Below are 12,917 nucleotides of genomic sequence, written 5' to 3'. Positions count from 1 at the left end.
GCGCCCATGGAGCGCCTGGACGGGGGCGCGGCGGTCCCGGCCCCCTATCGCGGCGGCATCGTCGCGCTCGGCAATTTCGATGGATTTCATGCCGGCCACCAGGCGGTGGTCGGCCGCGCCGTCGCGCGGGCGCGGGCCGAGAGGCGGCCGGCCCTGGTCGCGACCTTCGATCCGCACCCGGCCCGCTTCTTCCGGCCGGACCTGCCGCCCTTCGGCCTGACCGACATGAACCAGCGCGCGGCGCTCTTCGCCGCGGCCGGCGTCGATGCGATGTTCGTCTTCGATTTCAACGCCGCGTTCGCCGCGGTGCCGGCGCCGGAGTTCGTCACCGACCATCTCGCCAGCCGGATCGGCGCGGCGGGCGTCGTGACCGGCGAGGATTTCACCTTCGGCAAGGGACGCGCCGGCGATGTCGAGCAGCTGAAATTGCTCGGCCAGGCGAACGGCCTCTCGGTCGACACCACGATTGCCATAGCCGACGATGAAGGTACGATCTCCTCGACGCGCATTCGCGAGGCGCTGAAAGCCGGCGACTGCGCCACGGCGACGCGGCTGCTCACCCGGCCGTTCGCGATCCGGGGCGTGGTCGAACATGGCGACAAGCGCGGGCGCGAGCTCGGCTTCCCGACCGCCAATATGGGCCTCGGCGACTATGTCAGGCCGCGTTTCGGCGTCTATGCGGTGCGGGCCGCGCTTGCTGACCCCGGATCGGGGTCCGGGGCGGGCGCGCGCGCGCTGGAGGGGGTCGCCAATCTCGGCATCCGGCCGATGTTCGCCGACGGCCGCGAATTGCTCGAGCCCTGGTATTTCGATTTCGACGGCGATCTTTACGGCCGGTGCATCGAGGTTGCCCTGATCGCCCATCTCCGCGACGAGCAAGCCTTCGATGGCCTTGAGGCGCTGGTCGCGCAGGTGAAGCGGGACGCAGAGGCCGCGAAGGTCGCTCTCCAATCCCCTCTCCCGCTTGCGGGAGAGGGTTAGGGTGAGGGACTGCTCCTTCTTCCCGCCGACCGCCACGACGACAGAGAAGAAAATAGAACAAGACCCTCACCCTGCCCTCTCCCGCAAGCGGGAGAGGGTTTCCACTGCGGCAACCCCCCGCTAAGCCCCGCCCCGCATGTCCGAAAAACCAGACTATAGAGACACCGTCTTCCTGCCGAAGACGGACTTCCCGATGAAGGCCGGCCTCGCGCAGAAGGAGCCGGCGATCCTCGCCCGCTGGGCGGAGGAGAAGCTGTACGAACAGCTCCGCGCGACGCGCAAAGGGCGCGAGCGGTTCATCCTCCACGACGGCCCGCCTTACGCCAATGGCGACATCCATATGGGCCATGCGATGAACAAGATCCTGAAGGACATCGTCGTCCGCTCGGCGAGCCTCCGGGGCTTCGACGCGCCCTACATCCCCGGCTGGGACTGCCATGGATTGCCGATCGAGTGGAAGGTCGAGGAAGCCTATCGCAAGAAGAAGCAGGACAAGGACGAGGTCCCGGTCGACCAGTTCCGGGCCGAATGCCGCGCTTATGCGGACAAATGGGTCGCGGTGCAGTCCGAACAGTTCCAGCGGCTCGGCGTGATGGGCGAGTGGGACGACCCCTATCTCACCATGAAATACGAGGCCGAGGCGAAGATCTGCGAGGAGCTGCTGAAGTTCGCCGAAAGCGGCCAGCTCTACCGCGGCGCCAAGCCGGTGATGTGGTCGCCGGTCGAGAAGACCGCGCTCGCCGAGGCCGAGGTGGAATATGAGGATATCACGAGCACGCAGATCGACGTGACGTTCGAGATCGTGGAAGCGCCGAATTCGCCGACACTGAGCGAGGTTCTTCGTCGAGGATTCAAGATCTACGCGGCGATCTGGACGACGACCCCTTGGACGATCCCTGTCAATCAAGGCTTAGCCTACGGCCCGGATATCAAGTACGCGGCGCTCGAATGGCCAGCGGAACATCAACATGCCGGCGACTGGGTCATTGTCGCTGAAGACTTGGTCGAGCCGTTCATGGCCCGGGCGGGAATGCCAGCGCTGGACATGGCGTGGTTCAAAGGGTCGGAACTCGCGGGGGCAACCGCCCGCCACCCGATGCACCATCTCGGCGGTTTCTTCGCCAGGCCCCGCCCCTTCCTGCCGGGCGAGTTCGTCACCACCGATCAGGGCACGGGGCTCGTCCATATGGCGCCGGACCATGGCGAGGACGATTTCCTGCTGTGCAAGGCGCATGGCATCGATCCGGTCTTCGCGGTCGAGGATGACGGCAAGTATCGCGCGGACTGGGCCTGGCTGGGCGGGCAAGGCTCCGTGATCAACGCGAAGTTCAACGCCCCGGACGGGCCGATCTGCTCGGACCTTCGCGAAGCGGGCGGGCTGCTCTCGGCCAGCGCCGATTTCCAGCACTCCTATCCGCACAGCTGGCGCTCCAAGGCGAAGGTGATCTTTCGCTGCACCCCGCAATGGTTCATTCCGATGGATGCCACTTCCCCCTCTCCCGCTCGCGGGAGAGGGCAGGGTGAGGGCCTTGTTTCTTCTTCGGGACGGGAAGACCCTCACCCCGACCCTCTCCCGCGAGCGGGAGAGGGAGCTACGCTGCGTTCAACGGCCTTGGCCGCCATCGACGACACGCGTTGGGTGCCGGAGAAGTCGCGCAACCGCATCCGCGCCATGGTCGAGGGGCGGCCGGACTGGGTAATTTCGCGCCAGCGCGCCTGGGGGGTGCCGATCGCGCTCTATGTGAACCGCAAGACCGGCGAATATCTGAAGGACGTAGCGGTCAATTCGCGGATCATCCGCGCCTTTCACGAGGGCGGCGCGGACGCCTGGTTCCAGGCGGATCATCAGGCGCTGCTCGGCAACGGCTACAATCTGGAAGATTACGAGCCGCAGAAGGACATTCTCGACGTCTGGTTCGATAGCGGATCGACCCACGCCTATGTGATCGAGGCGCGTTACGGCGAGGGCGTGCGGGCGGACATTTACGTCGAAGGCTCCGACCAGCATCGCGGCTGGTTCCAGTCCTCGCTTCTGGAGAGCAGCGGCACGCGCGGCCGGGCGCCTTATGACGCGGTGCTGACCCACGGCTTCGCGCTCGACGGCAACGGGCGCAAGATGTCCAAGTCGGACGGCAATGTCGTCGATCCGCTGGCGATCATCCGCGACAATGGCGCCGACATCCTCCGCCTCTGGGTCGCCTCGACCGATTATTTCGAGGATGTGCGGATCGGCAAGGAGGTGCTGGCCGGCACGTCCGACGCCTATCGCAAGCTCCGCAACACCTTCCGCTATTTGCTCGGCGCGCTGGATGGATTCGCCGATGCGGAACGGCTGGCGGTGGCGGAAATGCCGGAGCTTGAGCGCTGGGTGCTGCACCGGCTGGCGCTGCTCGATGCGGAATTGAAGGACGCGGCGGAAGGATTTGAGTTCAATCGCTATGTCCGTGCGCTGCAGGCTTTCACGAACGACGATCTCTCCGCCTTCTTCTTCGATATCCGCAAGGACAGCCTCTATTGCGACGCGCCGACGAGCGCGAAGCGGCGGGCTTACCGCACGGTGCTCGACACGGTGTTCGAGGCGCTGGTGCGCTGGATGGCTCCAATCCTGTGCTTCACCGCCGAGGAGGTCTGGCAAACGCGCTATCCCGACAGCGGTTCGGTCCACATGCTCGACTGGCCGGAGGTCGACGCCGGCTGGCGCGACGATAATCTAGAAACGCGCTGGAATCGCGTCAGGCGGGTTCGCACGATGATAACGGGCATCCTCGAAGTTGCTCGTCGAGAGAAGCGGATTGGCTCAAGCTTGGAGGCCGCACCCGTCGTGCGATGTCATAGCGAACAGGACCACAAAGCGATTTCTTCGCTTGGTGAAGCTGTGTTTGCGGAGGTTTGTATCACCTCGTCCGCAACGATCCTGCCTCATGTTGAAACACCGGAGGGTGGTGAAGGGATTGAGGTTCGAGAAGCCCTAGCACAGGGAAACAAATGCGGCCGGTGCTGGCGGCATTTGCCGGAGGTGGTTGAGGATGGCGACCTGTGCGGGCGCTGCGAAGGGGTGGTGAATGGCTGAGGCCAGCATGAGGGAAGGCTCGGCGCGGGCGTCCCTGCGGATCAAGAACAACCGGGCGACGGCCTTCGTCGTCGCCTTCCTGGTCTTCGTCCTCGATCAGGCGACGAAGTGGGTGGTCACCTATCCGCTGGACCTGATGAACCAGCCTCAGGGGCGGATCGAGATCACCTCCTTCTTCGACCTGAGATGGGTGGAGAATACCGGCGTCTCGCTTGGGCTGCTCTCGGCGGGCAGCGTCATGGGCCGCTGGCTGCTGGTCGCGATGACCGCCGCGATCGCGATCTTCGTCGCGGTCTGGCTGTGGCGGGAGAAGCGCCGCGACGACACCATCGCGCTGGCGCTCGTGCTCGGCGGCGCGCTCGGCAATATCCTCGATCGCAGCCGGCTCGGCTATGTCGTCGACTTCGCCGACCTGCATTTCGGCGAGTGGCGGCCCTTTTTGGTCTTCAATGTCGGCGACGCGGCGATTACCATCGGCGTGCTGCTTTTGCTTGTCCGCGCGCTCCTGATGCGCGAAAGCAAGGCCGACAGGGAAAGCTGAGCCCGCCCAAAGGAAATCCGATCAATGCGTCTGTCCTCTCTCCTCCTCGCCGCGACCGCCGGCAGCCTCGTCGCCGGCTGCGCCGGTACCGGTCCGTTCAACCGCGCCCGGCCGGACGAGTTCGCCGTCGCCCGCAACCCGACCCTGATCGTGCCGCCCGATTATGCGCTGACCCCGCCCGCCCCCGGCCAGGCCGATCCGGGCGATCCGAGCGCGCAGGCGCTGCAGGCACTGTTCGGGGGGCCGCAGCCGCGCAGCGCGGTCGAGAACAACCTGCTCCAGGTGGCTGGCGTGAATCACGCCGCCGTGGGCGCCCGCTCGACGGTCGGCGATCCCGAGACGACGGTGGTCAATCGCGGCCAGCTCGTTCAGACCATCCTTCAGCTGCCGCAGGGCGACGGCCAGGAAGCCTCGGTCTCCGTCCCGCAATAATTATTGTTCTCCGGCGAAGGCCGGAGCCCAGGCGGCGCTGTCGCGCCGTTCTTTACTTAGGACTGGACCCCGGCCTGCGCCGGGGAACATTAGGTCTTCGTTAGCGCCGGCGCGTTAGTTTCTCGCGGCGATGACGCACCAGCCGCCCTCCTTCTCCGCGGCGCCGGCGGACGATCCCGGCAACAGGATCGCGCAGCTGCGCGAGGCGCTGGCATTGGTCGAGCGGCTCGCGGGGCGACAGGCACAAGCCAGCGACGCCGGGCTCGACGAAGCGGCGACCATCAGCGCCGGCCACGATCGGGCGCCGCCGATCGTGCGCCGCCGCTTCGACGCATTGGCCGCGGAAAGCGCCGTCTGGACGGCGAGCGGGGTCGAGGCGCTGCTGGCGGCTGGGGAGAACCCCTCGCGCGCCGCCGCCGCCCGGCTCGCCGGCGCGATCCGCGCCACGCTCGCCGAGATGCGCGAACTGGTTTCCTAGCCGTAGCTGGACAGCGAAGCAGCCAAATCCTCGATCAGATCGTCGGGATGCTCCAGGCCGATATGGAGGCGGACGATCGGGCCTTCCCATTCGTTCGGACTCGCGGTTCGCTTCGGCGCGTGCGGGAGGGCGAGACTCTCGAAGCCGCCCCAGCTGTAGCCGATCCCGAACAATGCGAGCCGCTCGACGAAGCGATCCGCCGCCGCCGCGTCGCCGTCATCGAAGACGATCGAGAACAGGCCGGTCGCGCCCGTGAAGTCGCGTCGCCAATATTCATGGCCGGCGCAGTCGGGCAGCGCCGGGTGAAGGACGCGCGCGATTTGCGGCTGCGCCTTCAGCCAGCGCGCGACCTTGAGCCCGTTCTCCTCGTGGCGCCGAAGCCGCACGTCGAGCGTGCGCAGGCCGCGCAGGGTGAGCCAGGCGTCGTCGGGCGAGGCGGCGTGGCCGAGCATGCGGCTGGTCTTGTCAAGCCGCTCGGCCCAGGCTTCGGTCGCCGTCACCGAGCCCAGCATCACATCGGCATGGCCGCCGACATATTTGGTGCAGGCGACAATCGAGAGGTCGCAGCCGGCGGCGATGGCCGGGAAGAAGAGCGGTGTTGCCCAGGTGTTGTCGATCAGGGTCGCTATCCCGCGTTCGCGCGCGACGGCACAGATCGCCGGCACGTCCTGCACCTCGAACGTGTTGGAGCCGGGGCTTTCGAGGAAGATGGCGCGGGTCTTGTCGCCGATCAGGTCAGCGATCCCGACGCCGATCATCGGATCGTAGAAGCGGGTCGCGACGCCGAAGCGCTTCAGTGTCGTCTCGCAGAATGCGCGCGTCGTGCCGTACACGCTGTCGACGACGAGGATCTCGTCGCCCGCGTTCGCCACGGTCAGGATCGCCGCCGCACAGGCCGCCGCGCCGCTGGAATAGAGTTTCGTGATCGCCGCACCCGGCTCCATCTCGGTCAGCGCCTCGGCGAGCGCCCATTGGGTCGGCGCGCCGTTGCGGCCGTAGTGGAGCGTGCCGTCACGGGGCGGGTTGGCGGCCTCCATCGCCGCGACATCGTCGAACAGCATCGTCGAGGCGCGCCAGACCGGCGGATTGACGATGCCGCCCTTCCCTTCGCCTAAGGCCGTCCATTCCTTGCGGCGGCCGGCCTCGATCAGCCGGGTCTCGGGCTTCAACTTTTTGCTCATGCGGCGCCCGTGGCCTTTGGGGTCGCGGGGTCGGCGCCCCATTCCGACCAGCTGCCGTCATAGACGCGCACGTCCCGCTTGCCGAGAAGGCGGGCGGCGAAGAGGACCGAGGCAGCGGTAACGCCCGAGCCGCAGGTGGTGATCATCGGCTTGGCGAGGTCGACCCCGGCCCTGTCGAACTCCGCCCGAAGTGCGTCCAGCGACTTGTAGGTGTGATCCGGATTGAACAGCTCCGATTGCGGCAGGCTGCGCGCGCCGGGCATATGCCCGGAGGCGAGGCCGGGGCGCGGCTCAAGGCCTTCGCCGGCGAAGCGCGCGGCGGGGCGGGCATCGACGATCTCGTGATCGCGGGCGTCGAGAACGGCGAGCAGCTGCGCCTTGTCCGCGACGTCGTTGGTGTCGAGCCGCGCGGTGAAATGGCCGTGGCGGTGGAGGTCGCGGCCGATCTCGAACGGCCGCCCCTCCGCCATCCACTTCTGAAAGCCGCCGTCGAGGACTGCAACGAGATGCGCGCCGAACGCCTTCAGCATCCACCAGGCGCGCGCCGCGGTGTGGAGCGGCGAATTGTCGTAGACGACGATCCTGTTGCCGTCGCCGATGCCGAGCGTCTGCATCCGGCTGGCGAATTTGGTCTCGTCGGGAAGCATGTGCGGCAGCGGATTGTCGAGGTCGGCGATCTCGGCGATGTCGAAGAACACCGCGCCGGGAATGTGGGCGGCGACATATTCCGCCTTGGGGTCGCGATTGTCGGTCGGCAGGAAGAAGGTCGCATCGACGACGCGCAGGTCCGGCGCGCCGAGCTCCTCCGCCAGCCATTCGGTCGATACCAGCGAGTCCACGCATCCTCCTTCGCACTCTCCTCGTCATTGCGAGGAGCGAAGCGACGAAGCAATCCAGTTCTTGCGCCGACTAGATTGCTTCGCTTCGCTCGCAATGACGGAGAGGAGCTCGGACGGTTCAGCCGAAGGTGAAGGCGAAGGCGCGCACGCCCGGATCGAGGAACTCGATCTCGAACGTCCGCTCGCGCACGGCACCGCGCTGGCGGATGAGCTGGTAGAGCCGCTCGCCGGTCACCGCGCCTTCCCCGGCCGCGTTCGCGTCCATGCCGGCGTCGGGACCGGGCGTCTGGCCGTCGATCCGGATCCGGTAGCGCACCCGCATCCCGTTCAGGCTGCCCATCACCAGATGGAGATCGCGGGCATGGAAGCGGAAGGCGATGCGGCCGCCGCGCGCCGTCGCCTCGGCGTGCTCGGCGCGGACGATCCAGTCGCCGACCAGCGACCAGTCGTTGAGCGCCATGCGGCCGGCGAGGTAGGTGCTTTGCCGGTCCCGGACCTGGCCGCCGGGCGAGACGAAGTGCTCGGCGCGGGCAAAGCCGATATAGGTTTCCGGCGAGCGCAAGGTATCGCGAGCGGCGCCCATGTTGACGCCCTGCGCGCGGACCGGGCCGGCGGTGCCGGTCGGGTTGCGGCCGGCTTCGGCGAGGAGCTGGCGGATGACCTGCTCCGAGCGCTCGTAATCGCCCTCGCCGAAATGGTGGTAGCGGACCCGTCCCTCGGCATCGATGAAGTAATGGGCGGGCCAGTAGCGGTTGGCGAAGGCGCGCCAGACGGCGAACTCATTGTCGATCGCGACCGGATAGGTGATGCCGAGATCGCGCATCGAGCGCTCGACATTGGCGACGTCGCGCTCGAACGCGAATTCGGGCGCATGGACGCCGATCACGACCAGCCCGTCGCGCGCGTAACGCTCGTGCCAAGCCTGCACATAGGGGATCGAGCGGATGCAGTTGATGCAGGAATAGGTCCAGAAATCGATCAGCACGACGCGACCGCGCAGGCTCTCGCGGGTGAGCGGGTTCGAGTTCAGCCATTGGGTGATGCCGTCGAGCGGCGGCATCTCGCGCTCCACCGGAAGGTTGAGCTGCCCGTCCGCGCCCTGGCTGACCTCGCTGCTGCCGCCCGGCATGTCCTGGCCAACCCCGCTGGCGATCGCGCGCTCGATCGCGTCGGTCTGGGCGGTCGAGAGGCGGGCGAGAGTGGTGGTGTCGAGGCCAAGCGCGATCGCGCCAACGCCGACGAGGACGAGCAGCCCCAGAACCCGACGCGCCCACTGGCCGGCACCGAGCGAGCGCTTCATCGCCTTGAACACCCGGCCGCCGATCAGCAGCGCCAGCGCAAGCGAGGTCGCCGCGCCGAGCGCGTAGGCGAGCAGGAGCAGGGTCGTGCTCGCGCTGGCCCCGTTGAGCGCCGCGCCGGTGAGGATGAGGCCGAGGATCGGTCCGGCGCAAGGCGCCCAGAGCAGGCCGGTGGCGATTCCGAGCAGCAGCGAGCCAGTGATGCTGTCGCGCTCCTCGCCCTCGGCGCGCTCGGAGAGGCGCCCGCCCAAGCGGACCAAGGGCTGCATCGCCCGGTCGGCGAGCGCCGGGAACAGCAAGGTGAGGCCGAAGAAGGCGAGCAGGATCATCGCCGCCCAGCGCCCGGCCTGATTGGCCTGCACCGCCCAGCCGCCGCCGACCGCGGCGAGGGTCGCTACGCCGGCGAAGGTCACCGCCATGCCGGCGAGCATCGGCAGCGAGCTGCGCCAGAAGGAGCGGTTCGCCCGCGCGAAAACGAAGGGAAGCACCGGCAGGATGCACGGGCTGACGATGGTGAGGACGCCGCCGAGATAGGCGACCAGGAGAAGCAGCATCACGACCCTTTCGGCTGGCGTCGGGCCTTCCCTACGCCCGCTTCATCCCCTGCGCCTCCGCTCATGCGCGACAAGCGAGCGCCTAATCCAATGCTTTTTCGTTCTGGCGACGATAAGCGGCATCTATCGCCAGCTTACATGATGCCCGGGAACGCCCCCCCCGTCGATCAGCAGGCTCTGGCCGGTGATATAGCCCGCCTGGGCCGAGCAAAGGAAGGCGCAGGCCGCGCCGAACTCGGCCGGGGCGCCGAAGCGCCTGGCCGGAATGCCCTGCTCGCGCTGGGCGCGGACCTCGGCGGGGTCGCGGCCGGATTGCCGGGACTGGTTCTCGACCAGGGCCGCGATCCGATCGGTGTCGAACGCGCCGGGCAGCAGGTGGTTGATCGTCACATTGGCGTGCGCCACGGCGCGGGCGATACCGGCGACAAAAGCGGTGAGGCCGGCCCGTGCACCGCTCGACAATTCCAGCCCGGTCAGCGGCGCCTTCACCGAGCCCGAGGTGATGTTGACGATCCGGCCGAAGCGGCGCTCGACCATCCCGTCCAGCACGGCGCGGATCATCAAAGCCGGCGCGATCATGTTCGCCTCCAGCCCGGCGATCATCTCGTCATGGCCGATGGCGCGGAAATCGCGCGGCGGCGGGCCGCCATTGTTGTTGACCAGGATGTCGACCGCCGGGAAGGCGGCGAGCAAAGCCGCGCGCCCCTCCTCGGTCGACATGTCACCGGGGACGGCGACCACCTCCGCGCCGGTCTCGGCGGCGATCTCGTCACGGACCCGGGAGAGCAGATCGGCATCGCGCCCGTTGATCGCAACCCGTGCGCCGGCGCGGGCGAGTTCGGTCGCACAGGCGCGGCCGAGACCGCGGCTGGACGCGCAGACGATCGCGGTCCGTCCGGCGATGCCCAAGTCCATCGCTACCGCCCCTGGATGAAGGCTCTGACGTCGCGGCTCAGCGCCACCCGGTCGTCGTCGCGGACGTACATCATGTGGCCGGAGCCGTAGTAACGATACTGGATCCGGTCGCGCGGCATGCCGGTGCGCGACAGCGAATATTCGGCGGCGAAGAAGGGCGTGGCGAAATCGTAATAGCCCTGGCCGACGAAGACCCGGAGGCCGCTATTCTCCCGAAGCGCCCGGCCGATATAGGGCGCGACGTTCAAATAGGCGTCGCTGTCGCGGCCCTGCCCGAGCCGCCAGTCCCAGGGGCCGACCGGGCCGATGGTGACGTAGGAGCGGTCAGTGCGAAAGCCGAGCACCTCGCGGATGTGCTGGTTCACGGCCGCGGTGTAGCCGGCGTCGATGCCGTAGAAGCTGGGATCGTTGTCCGGCTCCTCGCCGGCCGAATCATAGTCGCGGCCGGTGTAGCGGGAATCGAGCCGGCCGACGGAAAGACCACGGTCGCGCAGCAGCTCGCGATAGAAGCGGGACGGCGTGACGCGAAGGTCGGCGCGCTCCAGATAGTCCTCGGAAAGGCCGGTGAACCGGGCCAGATCGCGGCGGATGCCGGCGCGCTCCTCCTGCGGCAAGGCGGTGCCCTGCACCAGCGCGTGGAGATAGGGACCGGTCGCCCAGCGCCGCGCCTCCTCGACGAACGCCTCGACCGAGCTCGCCTGCGCGCGGCCGTGATAGAGCGCGGTGGCGGCCATCGACGGCAGGTTCAGCACATGCGTCATCTCGTTGCCCGGCGTGTCCGCCCCGGCGCCGAAATCGAGCACGGTGGAGATCAGGATCAGGCCATTCAAGGCGACGTCGTTGAACGCGCCTTCGAGCTGGTTGACCACCGCCGCCGTCCGGGTCGTGCCATAGCTCTCGCCGCCGAGGAATTTCGGGCTGTTCCAGCGGCCATTGTCGTTGAGCCACTGGCGGATGAACTGGGCGATCGAGCGGGCGTCGGCGGTGACGCCCCAGAAGTCCTGCGGGTTGGTGTCGCCGAGCGCATGGCTGAAGCCGGTGCCGACCGGATCGATGAAGACGAGATCCGTGACGTCGAGCAGCGAATCCGGATTGGGCACGATCGGATAAGGCGGCGCGCCGTCGTCGGTGCCGTTCGAGGGGATCGCGACCCGGCGCGGCCCGAAGGCGCCCATGTGCAGCCAGACCGAGCCGGAGCCCGGCCCGCCGTTGAACAGGAAGGTGACCGGGCGATTGGGGTTGCGCGGCTCGGCGATATAGGAGGTGAAATAGATCGCGGCACGCGGCGTGCCGTTATCGGCACGGAGAAAGATCTCGCCGGCGGTGGCGGTGTAGTTGACCCGCTGGCCGCCGAACGTGCCGCTGTGGCGGGTGACCGACATCTGCGGCTCGCGATCGGCCGGCGGGCCCTTGGTTTCGGCCTTGGCGGCGGGCGGGGCCGGCGGCTGGGCCATCACCGCCCCTGCGAGGGCGAGGGCGCAGGCGGCGAAGACCGCGAGACGAGGTTTCAACACTAGGGAGTCCTTTCCTGGGGCCTGGCAAATCTGCGGAAGAAGCTGTCATCATTCCAGCGGGGCCGGCCCTCAGCGTTGGCGACGCGCAGCGCGAGGGCGGCGATGAAATCGTTGAGCCGGATCGAATCCTCGCGCCGCACCGGCTGGGCGGGATCGTCCGACGGCATGTGATAGCGGGTGGCGCGCCACGCCGCCTCGGCCGCCGCCTCGGGCGAATTCGGCGCGAAGCCGAACTTGAAGGCCAGCGCCGGGATGCCCTGCTCGATGAAGCTGTACTGATCCGAGCGGGTGAAGGCGTTGCGGTTCGGAAAGGGATCGGGGAGGAGCGGGAGGCCGCGCCACTCGCTGACCGCGCGGGCGTCTTCGCCGAGGCTGCTTTCCTCCGCGCCGAGCACGGTCACACCGGTCAAGGGGTAGATGGGCAGCGCCATGTCGTAGTTCAGATTGGCGACGATCGATTCGCGCGGCACGCTCGGCCGGCGGGAGAAATAGCGCGAGCCGAGCAGGCCCCTTTCCTCGCCGGTCAAAGCGACGAACAGGATCGATCGGCGCGGCCGGGCGCGGGTGCGGCGATAGCGGGCGGCGATGTCGAGCAGCGAGGCGACCCCGGCGGCATTGTCGAGCGTGCCGTTGTGGATCGCGTCGCCCGGCTGGGTGCCGACGCCGAGGCCGTCGAGATGGGCGGTGAGCACGACATGCTCGGCGGCGAGCGTCGGGTCGCGACCCGGGAGCCGGGCGACGACATTGGCCGAGGACAGGCTGCGGCCCTCGATGGCGATCGTCGCCCGCAGCGACTGGCCCAGCGCGAAGCCGGGCACCGGCCGCGACGCATCGGCCGCGGCCGCGATGTCGGCATAGGAACGGCCGGAGCGGGCGAACAGTCGCTCGGCGGTCGCCGGGCTTACGGTGCCGCCGAGCAGCGGACCGGGGTCGCGCAGCGCCGGATCGGTGAAATACATGCCCGGCTGGCGCGAATAGACGGGGGCGGTCCGCGCCCAGGGCGCCTCGGCCTGGTGGGTGGTGGCGATCGCGATCAGGCCGACGGCGCCGCGTTCGACCAGCAGCCGGACGCGCTCGTCACGGGCATGGCTCTTGAGCGCGCCGGAAATGTGCG

The 12,917-nt window shown here is 68.2% G+C and carries 11 protein-coding genes; 5 read left to right on the top strand and 6 right to left on the bottom strand.

The window, feature by feature from the left end:
* The 5 genes from ACT4N3_RS13690 to ACT4N3_RS13670 form a co-directional block, all read left to right on the top strand.
* Nucleotides 1-981 (top strand): bifunctional riboflavin kinase/FAD synthetase (locus ACT4N3_RS13690; RefSeq protein ID WP_444855780.1); only part of this gene is annotated, 981 nt, incomplete at its 5' end.
* A 136-nt stretch (nt 982-1,117) separates the two neighbouring features.
* Entirely contained in the window at nt 1,118-4,051 is a 2,934-nt protein-coding gene (gene ileS, locus ACT4N3_RS13685; RefSeq protein WP_444855779.1) for an isoleucine--tRNA ligase, read from the top strand.
* On the top strand, nt 4,044-4,592 hold the full coding sequence (gene lspA, locus ACT4N3_RS13680) for a signal peptidase II (RefSeq protein WP_444855778.1): 549 nt from the start codon (nt 4,044-4,046) through the stop codon (nt 4,590-4,592). Before ileS ends, lspA begins: the two co-directional genes overlap by 8 nt.
* A gap of 24 nt (nt 4,593-4,616) precedes the next feature.
* Nucleotides 4,617-5,024, top strand: a complete 408-nt coding sequence (locus ACT4N3_RS13675; RefSeq protein WP_444855777.1) for a DUF3035 domain-containing protein — start codon at nt 4,617-4,619, stop codon at nt 5,022-5,024.
* Between the two features lie 130 nt (nt 5,025-5,154).
* On the top strand, nt 5,155-5,502 hold the full coding sequence (locus ACT4N3_RS13670; protein ID WP_444855776.1) for a hypothetical protein: 348 nt from the start codon (nt 5,155-5,157) through the stop codon (nt 5,500-5,502).
* Here the strand turns inward: ACT4N3_RS13670 and metC are convergent.
* The 6 genes from metC to ACT4N3_RS13640 all read right to left on the bottom strand — a co-directional run.
* Entirely contained in the window at nt 5,499-6,683 is a 1,185-nt protein-coding gene (metC, locus tag ACT4N3_RS13665) for a cystathionine beta-lyase (RefSeq protein WP_444855775.1), read from the bottom strand. The two genes, ACT4N3_RS13670 and metC, sit on opposite strands and share 4 nt — an antisense overlap.
* On the bottom strand, nt 6,680-7,522 hold the full coding sequence (sseA, locus tag ACT4N3_RS13660) for a 3-mercaptopyruvate sulfurtransferase (protein ID WP_444855774.1): 843 nt from the start codon (nt 7,520-7,522) through the stop codon (nt 6,680-6,682). The genes metC and sseA overlap by 4 nt, the downstream gene beginning before the upstream one ends.
* Before the next feature lie 118 nt (nt 7,523-7,640).
* A complete protein-coding gene (locus ACT4N3_RS13655; protein ID WP_444855773.1) occupies nt 7,641-9,374 on the bottom strand; it encodes a cytochrome c biogenesis protein DipZ in 1,734 nt (577 codons plus the stop codon).
* 123 nt (nt 9,375-9,497) lie between these two features.
* Nucleotides 9,498-10,289, bottom strand: coding sequence for an SDR family oxidoreductase (locus ACT4N3_RS13650; RefSeq protein ID WP_444855772.1), 792 nt, complete (start codon nt 10,287-10,289; stop codon nt 9,498-9,500).
* Nucleotides 10,290-10,291: 2 nt separating this feature from the next.
* Entirely contained in the window at nt 10,292-11,743 is a 1,452-nt protein-coding gene (locus tag ACT4N3_RS13645) for a S10 family peptidase (RefSeq protein WP_444855781.1), read from the bottom strand.
* A 59-nt stretch (nt 11,744-11,802) separates the two neighbouring features.
* The coding region (locus ACT4N3_RS13640) for a M28 family peptidase (RefSeq protein ID WP_444855771.1) at nt 11,803-12,917 on the bottom strand (1,115 nt) is incomplete at its 5' end.

The organism is Sphingosinicella sp. (assembly GCF_052388015.1).
Taxonomy (GTDB): domain Bacteria; phylum Pseudomonadota; class Alphaproteobacteria; order Sphingomonadales; family Sphingomonadaceae; genus Allosphingosinicella.
Note: the sequence above shows the minus strand (reverse complement) of the source record. Positions and strands in the feature narration are given on the sequence as shown.

Coding starts and splice junctions, on each gene's coding strand:
- ACT4N3_RS13655 (WP_444855773.1), bottom strand. CDS start 9,374: ATGCTGCTTCTCCTGGTCGCCTATCTCGGCGGCGTCCTCACCATCGTC.
- ACT4N3_RS13650 (WP_444855772.1), bottom strand. CDS start 10,289: ATGGACTTGGGCATCGCCGGACGGACCGCGATCGTCTGCGCGTCCAGC.
- lspA (WP_444855778.1), top strand. CDS start 4,044: ATGGCTGAGGCCAGCATGAGGGAAGGCTCGGCGCGGGCGTCCCTGCGG.
- ACT4N3_RS13675 (WP_444855777.1), top strand. CDS start 4,617: ATGCGTCTGTCCTCTCTCCTCCTCGCCGCGACCGCCGGCAGCCTCGTC.
- ileS (WP_444855779.1), top strand. CDS start 1,118: ATGTCCGAAAAACCAGACTATAGAGACACCGTCTTCCTGCCGAAGACG.
- metC (WP_444855775.1), bottom strand. CDS start 6,683: ATGAGCAAAAAGTTGAAGCCCGAGACCCGGCTGATCGAGGCCGGCCGC.
- ACT4N3_RS13645 (WP_444855781.1), bottom strand. CDS start 11,743: ATGGCCCAGCCGCCGGCCCCGCCCGCCGCCAAGGCCGAAACCAAGGGC.
- ACT4N3_RS13670 (WP_444855776.1), top strand. CDS start 5,155: ATGACGCACCAGCCGCCCTCCTTCTCCGCGGCGCCGGCGGACGATCCC.